This window comes from Stecheria intestinalis, from assembly GCF_009696165.1.
In the GTDB taxonomy this organism is placed as follows: Bacteria; Bacillota_I; Bacilli_A; order Erysipelotrichales; family Erysipelotrichaceae; genus Bulleidia; species Bulleidia intestinalis.
Genome location: NZ_VUMN01000029.1, coordinates 15,139 through 34,414 on the forward strand (window position 1 = coordinate 15,139; position 19,276 = coordinate 34,414).

The following is a 19,276-nucleotide window of genomic DNA, read 5'->3' on the forward strand; positions in this document are numbered from 1 at the left end:
TTATCAATGTAATCAGTTATTTAATAACCGATCAGGAGGTAACTTATGACAGCAATGAATCTGAATCATCCGGAAGGAATCTTCGTCGCAAAGGATAAAATCAGCGCTCTGACTCATTTTGTCGGGTTCCTGCTCTCCATTGCAGGCATGCCGGTCCTGCTGATCCATNCTTCCCTGCTTGGTGCCTCAGAAGTGCAGATGATCGGCTATGCCGTCTTCATGGCGAGCATGATTCTGCTCTATGGAGCAAGTGCTGCCTATCATTCCTTTCACATCAGTCCGAGAATCGATCGGGTTCTGAAAAAGCTGGATCACTGCAGCATCTTCGTGCTGATTGCCGGAAGCTATACGCCGATCTGCCTGACGGTGCTGAAAGGAGAAAGCGGCGTCATACTGTTAGCAGCAGTCTGGATCATCGCTCTGCTCGGAATCGTCTTCAAGCTCTGCTGGGTAACGTGTCCGAAATGGGTTTCTTCCGTCATCTATACCGCGATGGGATGGGCATGCCTCACAGAGTTTCCTGCACTTTTGACCGGACTTGGAAGCGGCTTCTCCCTGCTTCTTCTTGGAGGCATCTTCTATACACTTGGCGCGGTGATCTATGCCAGAAAGAAACCATTATTTGCTAATGAAAAAGAGACTGGCTTCGGCAATCACGAGCTGTTTCATCTCTTCGTGCTGGCCGGCAGTCTCTGCCATTACCTGCTTGCATATCAGGTGCTGACGATTCTGTTATAAATCCTGTCCCGCGGAATTCCGCGGGATTTTTTCTGTTATTCGCTGTCGGTATCGTCGTTTCCGTACAGGATCTTCTGCTTATAGAAATCAGAGTTCATCGCAAACTGGCTGTTCATCCAGTCCTCTCCTCTTAGCTCCACCAAGGTCGGAGTATCGGAATAGAGGTCGGTTCCAAGGCCGAGGCGGTCGCCTTCGATTTCCGCACCGAGCGCAGCCAGCGTGGTCGGGAAGAGATCGATGGTTGCAAACGTGCGGCGCTTGTCGGTTTCTTCTTTCTGGGAATTGATGATGCAGACATAGGTCTTGCGTTCATAGCCCGACGGCATATCGGAATAGTACTGGCTGTCCATGCAAAGATGATCGCCAGAGAGCACGATGACCGTATCCTTGCCCCAGTCCTGTTCCTGGACCCATGCCACGAAGTCTGCGACCCGCTTGGAGCTGCAGGCAATGACATTGCTGTACTGCTGGGAATACGTATCCGGGCAGTCTTCACAGAGATAGCCGCCTGTAAAGTGGGTATCTACCGTTAATAGTGTCAGATTGAATGGCTGATCCCCTTCGGCAAGTTCCGTCGCCTTATCCTTGGCATACTCGAACAGCTTCTTGTCTTCATATCCCCACCAGACAAAGTAGTCTGGCGGTATCAAGCCTGCCCGCTTCGCCCAGTAATAGTCATCAATCTCGAAGTCGCCGTGTTCGCCGAAGAATTCATTGCGGTTGCCGAACTTGGCATCGCTGCCGAGCATGAACACATTCGTGTATCCATTCTCTTCGAGAATATCGCCGATCGTGGTCGCCCCAGGCAGAAACTGCTCCATACTGCCGCGGCGGTTTGCCATAGCGTTGTCCACGCCGAGATAGACACCGGCTGACTGAGCCGTGATGCCGGCAATCGTCCACGTGCAGTTGGTCAGCGGGATGCCGCCGTTCAGAACACCGGTTTCTTCGCCTTCAAAGTTATCATTTTCAAAGGCAAGCTCCGTGAGTTCCGGAATCGCATTGAATGCCTTTCCGCCTCCGGATGCTTCATCGGCGGCCGAGATTTCCATGGATTCCATGTAGATGTAGATCAGGTTCTTCTTTTCTTCCGGGAACATGATCTGCACCTCAGAAGGGTCAGCATAATAGTCATCGAAGACTTCGGCATCGAAGTTCGAATTGACGAGGTAATCATAGACCCCGTAGTTCCACCAGAACGAATCGACGGCGACGCTGATTGCGACAATGGCAGCTAAGACCGTGGTCCAGCGCAGCCAGAAGACAGAGCGCATGCGGAATTTCCATTTCTTCTGTTCCGGATGCTTTCCGAGGTGCACATACAGGATGGCAAGCAGGATGCCGGATGCGGCAATGATGCCTGCTCCTAAGCCCATGCCCTCAAAGAGATCGCTGAAGGTAGACCAGTTGGTGCCGGTGAGGTTCGTATTCATATGGAATAGGAGCTGCTCCATCGAGACATCCTTGAAGCTCGTGCGGAGATACGTATAGCCGATATCCGCAGCTGCTGCCAGGACTCCGAGCAGAACAATCGGAATCTGCTTCAGGATGATGGTCCACGTCTTCACCGGAGTACCGAGGGCAATATGTTTCTCGATATTGCGAGCATCGAGGAACATCAGCACAAGCACAAAGGCCAGCAGCAGATACAGATCCCGGAACAGCATGGTCACAATCTGCTGTCTGACGGCAAACATGTCGAGCAGCTGCCCGCTGATTGTAATCGTGTATTCCGTATAGAAGAGACTGTCGTCTCTGGTCATGACCGGGTCAGACGTATTCGTATTCCAGGAAATGGCATCGATGAGTCTTCCGGTTTCCGGATCATAGACCGTCAGGTTGATGCCGTTTCCGGAAGCACTGCATTCATCTCCGTCAATGCGGATCGAGCTGCGGTTGCCATGGTAGACCCCAGCACTCGTCATATAGATCCGATGGCCGTTGATCGTGATGTATTTAGTTACGGTGGTATCGTCTATCTCGCTGAACGTTTCGCCCTGATACACATAAGCGATATAGGCGCTGAAGTACGCGCCTTTGCGCGGCGTGGTTTCAATGCCGGCACTGCGCATGGCTTCTTCCATCTCATCGCTCCAGCCTCTTCTGCTGTCGCCTTTGACGCTGAACAGCAGCATATATCCTTCCGCCTGATATTTCTCGACTGCTTCGGCAAAGGTCATGTCATCCTCGAAATACGTGTTCTTCGGATGGGTGAATGTGGTCTGGGAATAGGCATTCAGAGAGCTGGCACTGTAGTACTTCATGAACTGGATGCCCCAGTAGTAATAGGCATTCAGATCGGGGCTCTGGCTGACAACCGCAATGGAATCCTGATCCGATTCTTCTTTCGGAAGCTCAATTGTGATGCATTCCTGGCCGGAGTCCGTCGTATCGCTGACTCCTTCTGCTGCAGTGCCTGAATACATTCCGGCTGCAGAAAGGACCTGCTCCTTGGCATCGGTCTGGCTCTTTTCCGGCACGAACAGCTGCAGACGGCTGGAGCGCGGCATAAAGGCAAGCACGAGGCTTGCCGCAATGAGAATCACAAAAAGGACATTGATCCAGGTTCTGGCGGTACGCTGTTTCATAGTTAGTGATTATACCAGCTTTCAAGTTTTTTCTGATACCCGGAATGTTCCGGATCCAGGGAAAGTGCAGTCAGGGTCACATACCCTTCCTTGATCTTCGTGATATCTCCGCAGACTGCCGGATTGCGGATGGCAAGATCGGTATCATTGGGACAATGCAGGTTCTTCGAGCCATCCGGATTGTCTGTGATCGTTAGCGGTCTTCCATATGCGCGGATGCCGTCGAGCGAAGCTGCGAGGATCCCCTTCCAGTCTGTCCGTCTCAGGTCCGGGATATTCACATTCAAGGTGTAGTTCCGGCAATCGGGATCATTCAGATACTGCTCCAGAAGTTCAGGAACGATGCTGGCAGCGTCTTCATAGTGGACGGCTGGCGAATTCAGCGAAACCGCCATTGCCGGCCTGCCGAGAATCGTCGCCTCTTCAGCTGCAGCAACTGTTCCGGAATAAAACACATCCGTGCCGAAGTTCGGACCATTGTTGATGCCCGAGATCACAAGATCAAAGTCTTCTGCACATAATCCATTCAAGGCCGCATAGACGCAATCAGCTGGTGTTCCGCTGATGGCCCAGGCTTCAGCAGTTCCCGGGAATGCTCTCTTTTCTGCCCGCAGATCATGCATGAAATAGCTGACTGAATGACTGGCAGCGCTGCGCTGAGTATCCGGGGCCGCGACTGCCACCTCGTATTTCTTCGAAAGAACCCTGACTAATTCCCGGATTCCTTCACTGTCAATTCCATCATCATTCACTGCTAAGATCCGCATCTTGTACTCCTCCGGGAGTCAGATTATCATAATTTCCATGAAACAGAAACCGAATCCGGAGATTTTATCCTATCTGAAATGCTGCCTGCGCAATCTTCAGAACGAGGAACAGAATGCCTATCTGGATGCCTATGTGACAAAAGAAACCGAGAAGAAGATGCAGAGAGCGCTGAAAGCTGCCGGACAGAAAGAATTTGATGGTCCGAAAGCAGAATGGCCTTCGCTGTTTCTTTCTGCAGAAGACTGGAAGCAGAATCCTTATTATCAGAACATCCGTCTGGATCAGGTATCAGATGGCGGATTCCGGTATGAGAAGGAATGGATCGAGGGCGGATATCTGTTCAATGCAGAAGCTATCCAGGATGATCCGGATCGAAGCTGTGCAGACTGGATGAAATTACGGGCACTGGATCAGGATGTCGAAGGAATCTATCTGTATCAGAATGACGAAGACTGGATGATGTGTGCCCCTTCAGAAGCATATACGAATGATCCCCCTGCCCATAAGGCACATGGCAAGGTGCTGACCTTCGGGCTCGGAATCGGGTATTTTGTGTATATGACCATGCGGAATCCCAGCGTCTCTTCCATCACCGTGGTAGAGAAATCTCCTCAAGTGCTCGACATGTTCCGCAAGAACCTGCTGCCGCAGTTTCCGGATCAGGTTCCGCTTCGTCTGATCGAAGGAGATGCGCTGGACTGGTTTCAGAAAGATGCTCTTTCTGAGTTTGATTATATCTATACCGATATCTGGCGTTCTTCGGAAGATGGCCTGGACTGGATGGAGAAACTGCTTGAGCAGGATGTTCCTTCCCTGGATCAGGCAGATTTCTGGATTGAGGATTCCTGTATTCTGCCTATGCGGACGCTCCTGGTCATGGCCATGTATGAATGGTTTACCGGAGTGCATCAGAAGACTGCACCCGGATGGGAAGCGCGCATGAAGAAGACAAGAACTTATCTTTCTTCTCTTGATCACGTACCGGATGATCCGGAATCATTAAAGACCATGCTGTATGATCGCATGGTCTATCGGAATATTCTTTCGCTCTGAATTTCTGCTCAGAGAATCATTTCAGGCCATAGCCCCAGAAGGAGCCGTCATTGGCCGTGATGATCTCGCAGGCAGTTTCGTCTCCGTATGCGGCATTGAGACATGCATCATATCCGGATTCGCCTTCATAGATTGTCTGATACGAAGAAAGATCTTCTGATAAGACAATCGAGCAAGGCTGATCCGGATCTTTTCCTTCCGGACACGAAGTGCTTTCCGGGGAAGGAGAAGGTTCTGCAGAAGCAGACGGAACCGGGGCTGGCGTATTCAGCACATGGACCGTGATCGGAATAGCTGTTTCATTTCCGGAAAGGTCTGTGCAGACAATGCTCGGATAATAGTCGCCAGGCTGCTCATAATTCACATAGCCCCGCACCGAAGTAGGCAATAATCCATCGACGTCGTCATAACCGGAGATATTGGAAAAATCGATTGGATTGCCGACAGTCGTCGTGAATTCATACTGAACCATATTGATATACGGTCCGTTGGTGTCATCAGAAGTGCTGACTGCAGTGCTGTCGCTGCTGGCACACCCGGCAAGCAGGATCGTGCAGATTAGGAGAGTCAGAATTTGTTTCATAGGAATATTATACGGCAGAAGCGGATTATTCGCCTTCCCAGTTCTGCATCGGCAGACGCAGTTCATTGTTGTACACATCCGTCAGCACATACGTATACATGCATTTCTGACCGCTGATCCGGTACGTGCCAAGCTCAAGACTGCCCTCATACGTGATCGGCGTACCTATACGGTAAGAATCCTGATAAGTGCCGCCATAGGAATAATAATCAGCGGTGAATTCGATCGTATCCCCTTCTTCCAGCTGCAATGTTCTGGAAGAAACCCCGTCCTCATAGTTTTTCAGGACTCCGGTCACGATTCCATCCGGGTGTTCCTCGGTGAATTCGACCAGCAGCGAAGCAGGTTCGTCATTCAGAAGGATCGGAACACTTCCCTTTGTGACATAGGATCCATCGCTGTCGTCATATTCATCGCTCAGCATCTGATACGATACCGGCTGGCCTTCGATGGAAAGCCAGGTGCCGTCATAGTCCACCAGAAGATTGCCCTCGTCATCAAAGCTGAAGACATTATCGCTGCCAAGGTCGATATACCCGCTGCCATCATCTGCCCAGACGTTCTGGGTGATCTGACGGATCAGGGACCACTGGCTCTCAGAGAGCTGCAGGACGGCATTGCCATTGACTTCACTCACCGTCAGTTCAGAGGTATCAAACGTTCCCCGATCCGAAAGCAGTGCGGCATACTGGCTGAGCAGATCGCTGTCATAGCTGTTTCCGCCAAGCAGAGATTCCAGGCTGCTGCCATAAGAACTGGAAGAAGCAGGAGCCGAGGAAGAACCCAGGAGCAGACTCAGGATATCTCCGGAAGAATAATTCCAGGAATCATTGCCGTTATAGGAACTGCTGCCGCTCAACAGTCCGAAGATCGTCGGCGTCGAAGATCCGGTCACGATCTGGCCGGAAGCTTCCAGGGTTGCAAAGGAACGGATGGCTTCGGTATACGAGCTGTCCATGCCGATCTCATAATAGATGCCGGCAGCCTGGGTCACATATTTCGTGCGGGTGTATGGGAAGTAGATCGATAGGCCGCTGGCATCGCTGATGCCATTGGAGCGGTTGTATTTCAGCGAAGAACGGACCGCATCGGCAAGTGCTTCTGCTTCGTCAGTGCCGAGATTCTCGCAGAAATGAACGAGGTCTATCTGATCGATGTGGCTGGAAGCCGCGAATTCTCTTGTCACGGAACGGGCGTCTGCGACTTTCTGATACTCCCCTGCCTGGATTTCCTCGTTGAGGGATTCCGAGAACGTATTCAGCACAGGCGGTACCAGGGTTTCAAACTCCGCAAGATCCGTGATGGAAAGCGTCGTCTTATCTCCGGTCGAGGCATTGGCCGAGATGAAGTCATCAATGATCTGCTTGCCAAGTTCTACAGTAGAAAGAGATGGATTCTTCGAAAGGGCAGTGATCCAGTCCGTATAGTACCAGCCGGTGCCTGGCTCTGTTTCTTCCGAGGCGATCAGATAGTCTGCATACGGAGAAGCAGCCAGAGCGGTTTCCGCATTGGCCATGAGACAAGCATCAAATCCGACCGCATCAAACTTCACATTCGCATTCTTCAGGGCATCCGCAAATTCGGAGACATTCATCGTTCCGTTCGGATACAGCTCGTCATGACCATAGCCGCTCACCGATCCGCCGCCATGGTCCCAGAGAATCAGGAATACCCGGTTGGAAGACGGATATCTGGAAACGCCATCCTGAATGAACTCCGTCAGCGTATCCGGATCAGTCATATCCCTGCTTGCGGACGTATCCAGCCGCTGCAGCTGATGGTTCGAGGTCACTTCATACAGTTCGTTGTTCCGACTGGAGATGACATTGTTCTGCCACTGCTTTGTGCCGCCGGTTTCAATCAGAATATGTACCTGATCGGACTTCTCTGCCTTCAGCATCTCATTGAGATCAGAGGTCGCCATCCCGTACTGAGACTCGAGATCGGTTCCGATCATATAGACGAGAATTGTCGCCTCATCGGTGCCATCATTGCGCAGAGTAGTATATTTCGCTCTTGCCTCAGAAGACACCAAGAGATCCGGCGTGCTCATATTCGTGTCGGAATGCTGGGCTGCCGGAGGCTGGTAGCCATAGGAGCTGGTCGTGGTATCTGAAGTGTAATGGGTTGAGGGCTCATAGGTATTCTCTTCGCAGGAGGGCATGATCAGAAACAGAACGATCGCAATCACCACCAGCATGAAAAAGCCGGAAGATCTGCGCGGTCCCCTGCCGAAGCCGCCCGAATAGATCCGGTCTCCGCCGGATGACATGCGCGGTCCGGAAGATCCGGAATGCAGTCCGGCTCCATGTCTGTTTACCGCACCTGAAGAGGTCGGCTCCCCGCGTGTTCTTGCGTGCGGTCTGTTATCTGGCATAATCTTTTTCCCCGTTTCTTCTGTTTCATTATGCCGCGTCAGAAAGCGAAAGAAAAGGATCTGAACATTTCGTCAGATCCCGTTTCAGTTATGATCTCAGTACCAGAGCGGTGTCCAGTAGGAAACGGTATTCGTTCCGTCGCTGTTGCAGGTCTTCAGCCAGAGTGCGGAATCTCCATACCAGGCATCTCTTCCATCCGGAAGCGTCACGATGCCATTGTACCAGGAGACACTCGGATAATAGCTGATGCACACATAAGTGGTGGTATTGCCCTGTTCATCGATGATCTTCATCGTGGAGCCGACTCCGTACTGCTTGATGACATCGAAGCCCTGGGTGTTATGATCCGCGATCAGGGTAGATCCACCATAGGATTCTTCTACGGCTGAATCCTGTGCATCAGTGATGGACTGAACTGCATAGGCATCAAACGGATCAGCCCAGTTCAATGCAACACTGTATCCATTATTGAAATAGATTCTTCCGCCGGTGCCCATGGCATCTTCCGCATGGACCGTGGTTCCCTTTGCGCTGATTACTGTAAAGCTGAGCATCATCGCTGCTGCAGCTGCAATCATTTTTCTCATGAACTTCTTCATATTTCTCTGATCTGTTCTCCTCAAGGATCTCAGGTCCTTTTTCATTCATCCTCTTTGCGGATGCACTTGAATGATAATTCATTCCCCTAAAAATTGGAGTAAAACAGGAAAAAAATTCAAAAGTCTCATGACTAATGAAAATGAAAATCAGAATATTTCAGTACTTATAGGATGTATGGAAACGTTTTATGTCAGGTTTTAACAGTTATAAACGGTTTCATTGATAAAGTTATCCCATCATTATTGCAGTTTTTTTATAAATTATTTTAATCAAATAATTGATGGGATGATTGAGGACATATTCAAGATAATTCATCCTTTTTTCAGTCAGAAATACCTTTTTTCAGCCCGATTGGTCCTACCATGCAGGGAATGATTGAAGCATATAAAAAAAAGCCAAGAGCAGATCGCCCTTGGCAGAACATTCAGAACAGAATCGTGATCAGTCCCATGAACGCAGCCAGGCACAGCGCCAGTTCCAGGATCCACTGGCCGACTGCATTCCATTCAAACAGATGATAGAACTTCAGGAACATCACGGTTTCCGTAAACGGATTGAAGAGCACCGTGAACGTCCGGTAGAACGCCGGACCGGTGATATAGGTCAGAAACGGCGTGCAGAGCGGATTCAGGAAGACAAGCAATGTCGTGATCATCATGATCCGCATGATCTGTTCATCCTTGGTCTTTGCAAAGATGATCAGCAGGACCAGTCCGCCCCAGCGGAAGATGTTCAGCACGATTTCCAGCCAGCTGGAATGGATGAACAGATAGTCCCTGGCATCCCCTACTTCCGTGAAGTCCTGGAAATAATAGGAATAGGCAGTTGCTGCCCATGGCTCGGCAATGCTCAGATACAGCGAGAGACCGGCAGCGGCAGCCGGAATGATGCCGAAGAGAATCAGATCTCCGTGATCGAACAGCCATTCTTCGCCAAGCGTGATCCATCTGCGGAAAGGCTTGCGATAGCGGAAGAACAGAAATGCCAGATAGAACAGGAACAGGATCCAGGCCCCTGCTTCTGAAGTTCTCGAAAGCAATGCAGCTGAATACAGGACATATGGGGCAAGATTGCTGAACAGCTCGAAGAAGCAGCGGATCGTCCGTGTTCTGAGCTGATACGCAAGCAGGCCATAGAGAATGGCAATGCCGGCTAAGCCGAATCCGTTATCAAACGCAAGCCCTGCCATCAGCACCGGAATCAGCAGATACTTGATCTGCTCATTGCTTTCCTGATGCCATCTCCAGATCACAAACAGTCCTTCTGCCATCATCAGCTCCGACCATGCCGTGCCAAGATATGCGGTGCTCAAGTGCCAGGACACATAGTTCTCATACGTTAACATGAACGCGATGATCGAGAACTCCAGCCAGTGATTGCGCAGATGGAAGCTGCGGACGACATTCACGATGAACATCGAGCTGATGACCGCAAATAACAGTCCTCCGCCGACCATCTCACAGAAGATATAGTCTGCTGGGATGGAAGACAGATGCAATAGATGGGGCAGTTCATTGAGCCAGGTCAGAACTCTGAGAAACTGGGGATAGACCTGGAACAGACCGGATCCGATCTCATTGGCATGACAATGGAAGTAGCCCCCCGGAATCCCGGCAGAGACCATCAGATTCTTCGAGGCAAGATACAGAAACAGGAGTCCTGCAAACAGGGCAATAAATGTTTCCTTCCTTCTGAAATGACGGAAGGCTTCCTTTGCATTCCAGCACGTCATCCAGATCGCTGCAGCAAAGAGGATCAGCGTCACGAGCAGAAGATACAGAAAAGACCAGTTCCCGATCTGTGCCGGGTAGGCAAGTACCTGCAGGCACGCCATCAGCACGGCAAAGCCGATCGGAGCAGAAAAGCCCTTCCGATCGATGCCAAGCAGTCTTTCAAACCAGGAGCCGGCTCCTTCCGAGATCACGATCACTGCCAGCGTGATCAGGGTAGTCCGTATCATCAATTCCGCCATAATAAAGACAGTATACCTGTTCTGAGCAATAAAAAAAGTGGGGACAGCGGGACTTGAACCCGCACGGTGTTGCCACCAAAGGATTTTAAGTCCTTTGCGTCTGCCGATTCCGCCATATCCCCAGCTTTCAGAAAAAAATGGAGGTTCCTGCCGGAGTCGGACCGGCGGTCACAGAGTTGCAGTCTGTTGCCTTACCACTTGGCTAAGGAACCATCCGTAATTTTTGGTGCTCATTTATTATACGAAAAGAGTTTTCAAAAAGCAACGAAAAGAGAGCCCTCAATTCCTGCATGAGCAGATCAGCGCATCTGGCTCAACAGGAACAGGAAGGCGGAATTGTAATAGACTGCTGCTTCATTCACGGAATAAGCCCCATAGTCATCCGCGTAAACCTTTGCGGCTGGAAGATCTGCAGATAATGCCTGGGTGACATCATCTTCCCTTGAACTATCCGGCCCGCCAGCTAACGCACCAGGCAGAATCGTGCCTTCGGAATTGGCAATGCGGCTGTGGAGATGAGAAGGACTGCAGCTCCCGAAGGTACTGACAAAGCACATATTCAGGCTGTTGCGGCCAAGCAGATAGCTGATCTGTTCCATGGCCGCATTACGGTAAGTCTGATTGCCGGTGATGGACCAAGCCATGGCCAGGATCGTCCCCTCCCCCGCTGCAATGGAATTGCTGCCCCATGAATACTCCGCAAGGGCGGTATTGTACCCATTATCAGAAGAAATCCCGGATAGCCGCTCTGCCTGAGCAGTCAGCGAAGCAAGCAGGTTCTGATAGAGAGCGGCATCGGCAGTTTCTGCCTCGGGGGTGGTCAGGAACAGGAAGGCGCCATAGGCACCATTGTCTTTCCAGGATGCTCCTTCTGCACAGGCAGAGTCGGAAGCGTACTGAGCAGAGGCTGCCTGCAGGTAGCTGCTGTTTCCGGTAGCTTTCCATAAGGCGATGTCAAGGAAGAAGCGGGCATCATGATCGGTGCTGTCAAGATACTGGCCGGCGGAATAGCCATCCGGGTTCGTGATGATCGTAGTTTCGGTATTCTTTTCCAGATAGCTGTAGGCTTTTTCGGCAGCACTCAGGCACTTAGCAGAATAGTTCGGATCAATGGACTGGAATGCGATGGAAGCCAGTGCATAAGCAGCGCCGGCATCTGCGGCAGAAGTGGTTTCGGCAGGCATCAGGATCAGCGGCAGATGATCGTCTTCGGGCTTGACGGTATCGCCCGGGTAGCTCTCAGAAACGACCCTTGCATAGACGCCTCCGGAGGATTCCTGCATCTTCAGCAGCCAGTCGATTTCATAGCGGGCTTCGTCTAGAATGTCCGGAATGCCATTGCCGGAATCCGGCCCCCCAGAAGCGTCATTGAAGAGATCCGGATTCAGCATCCACGACAGCAGCAGGTCATAGGCAGCCTTGGCACCGGTCTTCGTATATCTTCCGTAGTCTCCTGCATCGTGCCAGCCGCCGGAAACATTCACGGTCTGGTCCGTATAGAGGAGCGTTGCCGTTTCTGTATGGCAGATCGCATGGGCAAGATCCCCTGCCCAGCTTTCTGACGTCTCTATGCCGCAGCGCTGCAGGCTCAGCATATGCAGCAGAGAGACCGAGAGATCCGCATACGGATCTGCGGAGATCGTGAATGTCGGGGAGACGATGCCGATCTGGGACCGGATATAGTACGTGCCTGGTTCGTCTACAGCAGAAAAGTCTCCCCACCCGTTGACTTCGCCGGTGCTTTCATTCTGTTTCTGATTCACGATGGCCCCGGAATATACGATCGCTTTCGTTTCTGCATTGACGACGTCGAACAGATCGCCGGCATCATAGATGAATGTGCATCTCTTTTCTTCAGAAGCGGGGTAGCCGGCCTGGTTCACGCGGATCGCTTCCGTATTGACTGAAGAGATCAGACGGATTCCGTCAATCGTGATTGTATGGACTCCCTGCATTTCAGAAGAGCCGTCATTGCCGATCTGAAAGGCAATTCTGGCATTGAAGGTTGTGGATCCGCTCTGATGGAACGAGAGCTCCTGATACGTCCGATCGCTGGTCACGGAAAGATCTTTCGTGAACACAGCTGAATTTGAAGAAAGGTCCTGGATCACGACGGTAACCTTGCGGTTCACCGTAGAAGAAATGTTGAAATACAGCGTATAGTCTGCACCCTGCTGCAGCGGAATGCCATCCCGGAAGAAGAATGTATCTTCATAGGAAGTACCGGGAGAATTGATCGTGATCGTGTCAGTGTCAAAGGTCAGGGATGAGGAAACAGAGGCGTCTGATGTCTGAACCGTCCAGCCGGAGGAAAAACCGGTCGTATTATCCGGAGCAGAAAGCTTGCTGGAAGAACTCGTATAAGCTGGAGCAATCAGTGCTTCATGAGAGATAGGAGTCACGGATGGACTCGGAGATGGACTTGGGAAAGGAGTTTCGGAAGGGACTGCAGAAGCAGTATTGGCAATAACTGCCGGACGGTTATAGTGACGGATCAGGACAATGCCCGCGATGATCAGGTCGATGACGATCAGGGCAAGGATGAGTTTTCTGACGTTCAGGTTCAGGTTTTTTTTCGGCATGCGTTGATTATACCATCAGAACATGGAAAAACTCCTGGCATCGAATGATACCAGGAGTGATCTGAGAATGATCAGTTGACTGACATCTTGACTCTGGTCCAGAGATCGGCCAGCTGACGGGTCAGTTCTGCATTGTAATGGAATACTTCATCCTTGTCATAGCCTTCTCTCGGGATATAGGCGCTGTTCTCATAATAATCGCCGTCTTCGGAGGAAAGCTCATTCATGACCTGCAGATTCGGGCTTGTATAGCCGACCTGGGTGCTGTTAGCAAGGGCGGTATTGTAGTCGGTGATGTAGTTGATGAACGCATTTGCCAGACCCGGGCATTCTGCATTGGCAGGAATGACCATCGCATCATACCAGATGTTGGTTCCCTGATCCGGTTCGATATAGTCCATATCCGGGTTTTCAGAGAGGACATATGCGGCATCGCCGGAGTACATGACAGCGATGTCCATATCGCCATTTGCCATGCCGTCAATGACTTCGTCGGTCACATAGGCAGGAGATGTGGTCTCATTCATGTTCTGGAGCCATTCATAGGCTGCCTGGATTTCATCCGGGTCATCCGTATTCATGGAATAGCCGAGGGCTTTGAAGGCGATCATGAACATGTCTCTCTGAGAGTCATAGGCATAGATTCTGCCCTTGAACTGTTCATCGAGCAGGATGTCCCAGCCTTCCTGCTTGATGAGATCCGGATCGACGACCGTCTTGTTGTAGACCAGTCCGACCGAGCCCCAGAAGTAAGGAACGGAATAGACTCCGCCCGGATCATAGGCTTCGCGCTTTTCCAGGACGTCCGGATTGATCTGATCGAGATTCGTCATCGCATCCTGATCGATCGGCTGCAGCATCTTCTCGCTGATCATGCGCTCGATCATATAGTCGGAAGGAACGATGACGTCATAGGAGCTGCCGCCCATGAGCTTCGTATACATGATTTCGTTGGATTCGAAGACGTCATAGTTGACAGTTGCGTTGTACATCTTCTCGAAATCCGGGACGACGTTGTCGGCAATGTATTCGCCGGCATTGTAGACATTGATGACGCTGCAGCCGAAGAGTTCTTCTGCATCGCCGACATTTTCCACAGCTGTGCCGGAGCTTCCGCACCCGGTCAGAAGAGCCGCCGGCATCGCGCCGGCCAGCAGGAGCTTAATGAGCTTCCAGTTCGTTTTCATGTTTTTTCTTCTTTCTATCCCTGATTGCGGGAACCACATTGACAATGATCAGAACGATCGTGATGACATAGACGATGATGGCAGATAATGCGTTGATGGTCGGGTTGATGCGCTTGACGTTCGAATAGACATAGATCGAGATGTTGCTGATGCCCGGGCCGGTCGTGAATAACGAGATGACGAAGTCATCGAATGACATCGAGAAGGCAACGAGTGCACCGGCAATGATGCCGTCTTTGATCTGCGGGATGATGACTTTGAATACGGCTTGAAGCGGCGTGCAGCCAAGGTCCAGGGCTGCTTCAGCCGTATTCGGATCGAGAGATCTCAGCTTCGGCGTCACTGACAGCATCACATATGGAATGCAGAATGCGATATGGGCAAGCACCATCGTGGTGAAGCCGGTCTGAATCCTGAGCGACGTAAAGAACAGCATGAAGCCGATGGCTGTGACGATGTCAGGATTGAGCATCGGCAGGTTGTTGACCTGGGTGACTGCTTCGCGCAGCGTCTTGCGGCTCTTGGATAAGCCGATCGCAGTGATCGTTCCGACCAGAGTGGAGACAGCGGTTGCGATCACAGCGCAGAATACCGTATAGCCGATGGAATTCATGATGGTGCGGTCGCTGAACATGCGTTCATACCAGCGCAGCGAGAAGCCGGTGAAATGCGAGAGCGACTTCGAGCTGTTGAAGCTGAAGAGCACTACATAGAAGATCGGGAGATAGAAGAACAGGAGAATCAGAAACAGATAGAATTTCTCGCCTTTTTTGGTTTCGTGTTCCATCAGTCGGCCTCCTCTTCATGGGATTGCTTATCGAATCTGCGCATGACATACATGGAGATCAGGATGATGACTGCCATGATCATGGAGATTGCAGAACCGAAGTTCCAGTCTCCGGTCGAGATGAAGTAGTCTTCGATCAGGTTTCCGATGAGCACGAATCTTCCGCCGCCGAGCAGTTTCGGAATGAAGAAGGACGAAACCGCAGGCAGGAAGACCAGCGTGATGCCGGAGATGACTCCGGAAAGACTCAGCGGGAAGATCACGGTCCGGAAGGTTTCACGATCATTAGCGCCAAGGTCGTGGGCGGCAGTGATCAGAGCCGGATCGATCTTGCTGAGGGCGGTATAGATCTGCAGGATCATGAACGGCAGGAAGTTGTAGACCATGCCGATATAGACCTGTACTTCTGCAGACAGCGGAGAATCGGACAGGATGCCCTTCCATGCATACGTACGCACGAGCATGTTGATCCACATAGGCAGCGTGATCAATAAGACCATGACAGCCTGGCTATGAGGCTTGGACTTTGCCATCGCATACGCTGCCGGATACCCGATCAGGATGCAGATGAGCGTCGTGATGACCGCCATCTTCAGGCTGCGCCACAGAACGCTCGGAAAGACATTGTCGGAAAAGAATCTTGCGAAATTTGATAAAGTGAACTGGAAGGTCAGCACATCGTTGCCCTGCGTGGTGAAGGCATAGAGCACAATCATCAGCATCGGCACGATAATCATGATGATCATCCAGACTACATACGGATAAACCATCTTGCTGAAAGACTTCATAAGCTGCTCTCCATCTTCTTCATGACATGGATATCATCCGAATCCCACTTCAGGCCGATTTTCTGACCGACTTCGAATTTCTCGGTCGTCTCGACCTTGAGCTCGCGGCCCTGGGTGCTGAACGTAATCGGGTAGTCGCCTTCGGTGATGTTCTCATCATCGAAGTCATACTTCACATCCCAGATCTCGACTCTGGAATTGTCTTCCATGTTCCATGCATAGGCATCTGCCCAGCGGATCAGATCCGTATCCAGGGCAACAGATTCCTTGATTTCATCCACGGAGCGGTAGAAGTCGAATGCCTGGATGGATTCCTCGTTGGACATATCCTCGACTGCCTTCGGCTTGACGACATTGATGTTGATCGTGATGCTGGTGCCCTTCTCGGTTGAGAACGTGCATTTGTATACACCCACTTCCGGCTTCAGATCATATTCGACTTTGGTCAGGGAGACATCTTCGTCATCATCGTTCCACGCCTGGGCATTGGCCCGGGCAATGATCTCGCTGTCGGTCAGATTCGGAACATCTTCAACGTCCATCAGGAATGAAGTCGCACTGATGCGCTCATGGGCTTCTTCATTGACCACATCGCGTTCCTTCGTCACATGCATCGTGACTGTCTTGGATGTACCGGAGCTTGTCTCGGCAACGACTTCATAGTGGACGCCTTTGAACAGAACCGACTTCACTTCGCCATTCAGAAGGCCCTTATTGCGCTCGACGATATTGATGTCTTCGGGACGGATCATGATATCCACCGGTTCGTTTTCCCGAAAGCCGTAGTCCACGCAGGCATAGTCTGCATCATCAAACGAAACCAGCCGGTCGTGTTTCATATTGCCGTCGATGATATTCGAATCGCCGACGAACTTCGCGACATATTCATTAACCGGTTCGTTGTAGATCTCAGTCGGCGTGCCGATCTGCTCGATCGCGCCTTCGCGCATGACGACGATCTTGTCGGACATGGTCAGTGCTTCTTCCTGGTCATGGGTGATGAAGATGAAGGTAATGCCGACTTCCTGCTGGATTTCCTTGAGTTCCAGCTGCATCTCTTTCCTTAAATTCTTATCCAGGGCGCTCAGCGATTCATCCAGCAGAAGCACTCTCGGTTCATTGACCAGTGCTCTGGCAATCGCGACACGCTGCTGCTGGCCGCCAGACATCAGGGTGACATCCTTATGTTCGAATCCTTCAAGCCCGACCAGCGAGATCATGCGCATGACCTTCTGATCGATAATGTCTTTCGGCTGTTTCTTGATCTTCAGACCGAAGGCAATATTGTCATACACATCCAGATGCGGAAACAGCGCATAGTGCTGGAATACCGTATTGACGTCTCTCTTATAGGCAGGAACCCCGGCAATATCCTCGCCATCCATGATCACATGGCCTTCCGTCGGTTCCAGAAATCCTGCAATAATTCTCAGCAGTGTGGTCTTTCCGCAGCCGGAAGGACCGAGAAGCGTGACGAATTCATTCTCGTAGATATCCAGCGTGATCCCCTTCAGTACCACCTGCTTGTCGAATGTCTTCACCACGTTCTGAATCTGAATCAGTTTCTTTGCCATAGCTGTTCTTCCCCTTTTCCTGATGATTTAGAAAATCGGCGGTGTGCTGATCCACAGCACACGGGCAGGCTTGTCTGCCCTGTTTTCAAGAAAATGCGCTTCGTTTCCCCGGATGTAGAAGTTTTCTCCCTTCCGGACGGCCAGCCCCTTTCGCTGGCTTTCGCGGCACAGATAGATCTTTCCCGCCAGCACATATCCGAATTCTTCTCCTTCATGCGGATCGATGATTTCCGTCTTGGCCTTCGGCTCCAGATCGACGATGATCGGTTCCATCTTGTTCTTCTGGGCATTCGGGACAATCCAGTGCACTGTTTCCTGATCCCGTTCATCCGTGAATTCATCGCCAGGGCCGAATATGACCTGTTCTTCTGTTTCTTCCGCGAAGAACTTGGACATATTCGTGCCGAGTGCTTCGGTGATGTCTTCGAGCGTCTGAATGGATGGAGACGCAAGATTCCGTTCCAGCTGGGAAAGGAATCCCTTGGTCAGCTCGGTCCGTGAGGCCAGTTCTTCCAGTGTGAGGTCATTCTGAATCCGCAGCTGCCGGATCCTTTTTCCGATATCCATCCCCCTGCTCCTTTCTGTTTAACATCAGTAAACAATCGGTTTGCAATCCCGAAACAGGAACATTATATCCGAGCATTGTTAAAAATCAACACAATTTCAAACAAATTGTTTAGTAATTATAAACCGAGGTTCTCATCCCTCCCAAAGGCAGAGAATTTCATCTGAAAAAGCACCCGCAGGTGCCTTCAGCTCCTTCCCTGTTCCTGATCGAGCCGAAAAATGTAAAATATATTTGACATTTCGAACTACAGCGTCTATTCTGTAGATGTCAGCTATAATTGACATATTGGAGGACTGTTATGAAATATCTTGCCGGCTTTGCACTACCGTTTGTGATCCTTCTGTTTCTGATGTATTTTGTGCGCGGCCAGAAACCGGTCACGTATGATGAGCGGCAAACGGCTGTTCGCTCAACTGCCTATAAGTATGCACTGATTACCGGTGTGCTTGCCGGGTTTGCGGCGTCATTTCTGCTTGATCTGCGCCTTCTTCCGATGGACGGCAGTTTTGCCCTGATTACGGTCAGTTCTTTGATGATCTGTATCTATGTCGTCTATTCCATCTGGAAAGGTGTCTTCTTCGGCATTTCCGGAAGCTGGAAAAGATGGGCACTCGTCATATGCATCCTCGGCGTCACCAATTTCTTCATCGGAATTACAAAGATTCTGCAGGAAGGGCTTCCGGAAGGAATCCTCACCAGTAACAACACCGATATCATCACGGGGACACTGTTTCTCATCATCTTTGCCGCAGCAATTCTTTCCAGCAGAAAAATGAATGACGAGGATCAATGAAAAACCTTAGACTTAAATCCGTAAGGACAGAAAAAAATCTATCCCAGCAGCAGCTGGCCGATCTTGTCGGCGTATCCAGGCAGACTATCAATGCCATCGAACAGGGCGACTATAACCCTACGATCCGGCTGTGCATCTCCATCTGCAAAGCTCTGGACAAAACACTGGACGATCTTTTCTGGGACCCGGATTCACAAAATGTCATTCGGTAGAAGCCACGCCCCTTTACGGGGCGGTTTTACGTTGTTTAGCCCTGATTCTCAATATAGTGTTCAATGGTTTCCTGAGATACCTGTCCTATCGATGCAGCAAAATAG

16 protein-coding genes and 2 tRNA genes are annotated in these 19,276 nt (G+C 50.9%); 4 read left to right on the forward strand and 14 right to left on the reverse strand.

Annotated elements, in window-relative coordinates:
• The first annotated feature begins 54 nt into the window (after window positions 1–54).
• The gene (trhA, locus tag FYJ51_RS10805) at window positions 55–738 is read left to right on the forward strand and encodes a PAQR family membrane homeostasis protein TrhA (RefSeq protein WP_456243042.1); all 684 of its coding nucleotides are present in this window, start codon (window positions 55–57) and stop codon (window positions 736–738) included.
• A 35-nt stretch (window positions 739–773) separates the two neighbouring features.
• On the opposite strand, the gene FYJ51_RS10810 is transcribed toward trhA, so the two are convergent.
• Both FYJ51_RS10810 and surE read right to left on the reverse strand, forming a co-directional pair.
• Window positions 774–3,326 (reverse strand): LTA synthase family protein, encoded by a 2,553-nt coding sequence (locus FYJ51_RS10810; protein WP_154505581.1) that lies wholly within the window; start codon window positions 3,324–3,326, stop codon window positions 774–776.
• 2 nt (window positions 3,327–3,328) lie between these two features.
• Window positions 3,329–4,093: a 5'/3'-nucleotidase SurE gene (gene surE / locus FYJ51_RS10815; RefSeq protein ID WP_105303542.1), complete on the reverse strand. Its 765-nt coding sequence runs from the start codon at window positions 4,091–4,093 to the stop codon at window positions 3,329–3,331.
• A 37-nt stretch (window positions 4,094–4,130) separates the two neighbouring features.
• Between surE and FYJ51_RS10820 the strand changes: the two genes are divergently transcribed.
• Complete coding sequence (locus tag FYJ51_RS10820; protein WP_154505583.1) at window positions 4,131–5,147, forward strand: polyamine aminopropyltransferase; 1,017 nt, start codon at window positions 4,131–4,133, stop codon at window positions 5,145–5,147.
• 16 nt (window positions 5,148–5,163) lie between these two features.
• Here the strand turns inward: FYJ51_RS10820 and FYJ51_RS10825 are convergent, their stop codons facing one another.
• The 12 genes from FYJ51_RS10825 to FYJ51_RS10875 form a co-directional block, all read right to left on the reverse strand.
• Window positions 5,164–5,730 (reverse strand): hypothetical protein, encoded by a 567-nt coding sequence (locus FYJ51_RS10825; RefSeq protein ID WP_154505585.1) that lies wholly within the window; start codon window positions 5,728–5,730, stop codon window positions 5,164–5,166.
• A gap of 25 nt (window positions 5,731–5,755) precedes the next feature.
• The gene (locus FYJ51_RS10830) at window positions 5,756–8,107 is read right to left on the reverse strand and encodes a clostripain-related cysteine peptidase (protein ID WP_154505587.1); all 2,352 of its coding nucleotides are present in this window, start codon (window positions 8,105–8,107) and stop codon (window positions 5,756–5,758) included.
• Between the two features lie 96 nt (window positions 8,108–8,203).
• Window positions 8,204–8,695: a hypothetical protein gene (locus FYJ51_RS10835; protein WP_135358179.1), complete on the reverse strand. Its 492-nt coding sequence runs from the start codon at window positions 8,693–8,695 to the stop codon at window positions 8,204–8,206.
• A 437-nt stretch (window positions 8,696–9,132) separates the two neighbouring features.
• A complete protein-coding gene (locus FYJ51_RS10840) occupies window positions 9,133–10,668 on the reverse strand; it encodes a hypothetical protein (RefSeq protein WP_154505589.1) in 1,536 nt (511 codons plus the stop codon).
• Between the two features lie 50 nt (window positions 10,669–10,718).
• Window positions 10,719–10,802 (reverse strand) — tRNA-Leu (locus FYJ51_RS10845).
• Between the two features lie 16 nt (window positions 10,803–10,818).
• Window positions 10,819–10,892, reverse strand: a tRNA-Cys gene (locus FYJ51_RS10850).
• A gap of 87 nt (window positions 10,893–10,979) precedes the next feature.
• Entirely contained in the window at window positions 10,980–13,262 is a 2,283-nt protein-coding gene (locus FYJ51_RS10855) for a glycoside hydrolase family 9 protein (protein WP_154505591.1), read from the reverse strand.
• A gap of 71 nt (window positions 13,263–13,333) precedes the next feature.
• Window positions 13,334–14,449 (reverse strand): ABC transporter substrate-binding protein, encoded by a 1,116-nt coding sequence (locus FYJ51_RS13595; protein ID WP_205946306.1) that lies wholly within the window; start codon window positions 14,447–14,449, stop codon window positions 13,334–13,336.
• Window positions 14,424–15,236, reverse strand: coding sequence for an ABC transporter permease (locus FYJ51_RS13600; RefSeq protein ID WP_205946307.1), 813 nt, complete (start codon window positions 15,234–15,236; stop codon window positions 14,424–14,426). The genes FYJ51_RS13595 and FYJ51_RS13600 overlap by 26 nt, the downstream gene beginning before the upstream one ends.
• Window positions 15,236–16,024 carry an ABC transporter permease gene (locus FYJ51_RS10865; RefSeq protein WP_154505593.1) on the reverse strand — a complete coding sequence of 263 codons (789 nt, stop codon included), beginning with the start codon at window positions 16,022–16,024 and terminating at the stop codon, window positions 15,236–15,238. Before FYJ51_RS10865 ends, FYJ51_RS13600 begins: the two co-directional genes overlap by 1 nt.
• The gene (locus FYJ51_RS10870) at window positions 16,021–17,598 is read right to left on the reverse strand and encodes an ABC transporter ATP-binding protein (protein ID WP_154505594.1); all 1,578 of its coding nucleotides are present in this window, start codon (window positions 17,596–17,598) and stop codon (window positions 16,021–16,023) included. Before FYJ51_RS10870 ends, FYJ51_RS10865 begins: the two co-directional genes overlap by 4 nt.
• 27 nt (window positions 17,599–17,625) lie before the next feature.
• Entirely contained in the window at window positions 17,626–18,165 is a 540-nt protein-coding gene (locus FYJ51_RS10875) for a helix-turn-helix domain-containing protein (protein WP_105303533.1), read from the reverse strand.
• 299 nt (window positions 18,166–18,464) lie between these two features.
• Here FYJ51_RS10875 and FYJ51_RS10880 point away from each other — a divergent pair, with 299 nt between their 5' ends.
• Both FYJ51_RS10880 and FYJ51_RS10885 read left to right on the forward strand, forming a co-directional pair.
• A complete protein-coding gene (locus FYJ51_RS10880) occupies window positions 18,465–18,959 on the forward strand; it encodes a hypothetical protein (RefSeq protein WP_154505595.1) in 495 nt (164 codons plus the stop codon).
• On the forward strand, window positions 18,956–19,171 hold the full coding sequence (locus FYJ51_RS10885) for a helix-turn-helix transcriptional regulator (protein ID WP_154505596.1): 216 nt from the start codon (window positions 18,956–18,958) through the stop codon (window positions 19,169–19,171). Before FYJ51_RS10880 ends, FYJ51_RS10885 begins: the two co-directional genes overlap by 4 nt.
• Window positions 19,172–19,276 lie beyond the last annotated feature (105 nt).

What these genes read in the sequence shown, in the direction of transcription:
- FYJ51_RS10835 (WP_135358179.1), bottom strand. Translation starts at nt 8,695, where the DNA reads ATGAGAAAAATGATTGCAGCTGCAGCAGCGATGATGCTCAGCTTTACA.
- FYJ51_RS13600 (WP_205946307.1), bottom strand. Translation starts at nt 15,236, where the DNA reads ATGGAACACGAAACCAAAAAAGGCGAGAAATTCTATCTGTTTCTGATT.
- FYJ51_RS10870 (WP_154505594.1), bottom strand. Translation starts at nt 17,598, where the DNA reads ATGGCAAAGAAACTGATTCAGATTCAGAACGTGGTGAAGACATTCGAC.
- FYJ51_RS10825 (WP_154505585.1), bottom strand. Translation starts at nt 5,730, where the DNA reads ATGAAACAAATTCTGACTCTCCTAATCTGCACGATCCTGCTTGCCGGG.
- surE (WP_105303542.1), bottom strand. Translation starts at nt 4,093, where the DNA reads ATGCGGATCTTAGCAGTGAATGATGATGGAATTGACAGTGAAGGAATC.
- FYJ51_RS10820 (WP_154505583.1), top strand. Translation starts at nt 4,131, where the DNA reads ATGAAACAGAAACCGAATCCGGAGATTTTATCCTATCTGAAATGCTGC.
- FYJ51_RS10880 (WP_154505595.1), top strand. Translation starts at nt 18,465, where the DNA reads ATGAAATATCTTGCCGGCTTTGCACTACCGTTTGTGATCCTTCTGTTT.
- FYJ51_RS13595 (WP_205946306.1), bottom strand. Translation starts at nt 14,449, where the DNA reads ATGAAAACGAACTGGAAGCTCATTAAGCTCCTGCTGGCCGGCGCGATG.
- FYJ51_RS10875 (WP_105303533.1), bottom strand. Translation starts at nt 18,165, where the DNA reads ATGGATATCGGAAAAAGGATCCGGCAGCTGCGGATTCAGAATGACCTC.
- FYJ51_RS10830 (WP_154505587.1), bottom strand. Translation starts at nt 8,107, where the DNA reads ATGCCAGATAACAGACCGCACGCAAGAACACGCGGGGAGCCGACCTCT.
- FYJ51_RS10810 (WP_154505581.1), bottom strand. Translation starts at nt 3,326, where the DNA reads ATGAAACAGCGTACCGCCAGAACCTGGATCAATGTCCTTTTTGTGATT.
- FYJ51_RS10855 (WP_154505591.1), bottom strand. Translation starts at nt 13,262, where the DNA reads ATGCCGAAAAAAAACCTGAACCTGAACGTCAGAAAACTCATCCTTGCC.
- FYJ51_RS10840 (WP_154505589.1), bottom strand. Translation starts at nt 10,668, where the DNA reads ATGATACGGACTACCCTGATCACGCTGGCAGTGATCGTGATCTCGGAA.
- FYJ51_RS10865 (WP_154505593.1), bottom strand. Translation starts at nt 16,024, where the DNA reads ATGAAGTCTTTCAGCAAGATGGTTTATCCGTATGTAGTCTGGATGATC.
- FYJ51_RS10885 (WP_154505596.1), top strand. Translation starts at nt 18,956, where the DNA reads ATGAAAAACCTTAGACTTAAATCCGTAAGGACAGAAAAAAATCTATCC.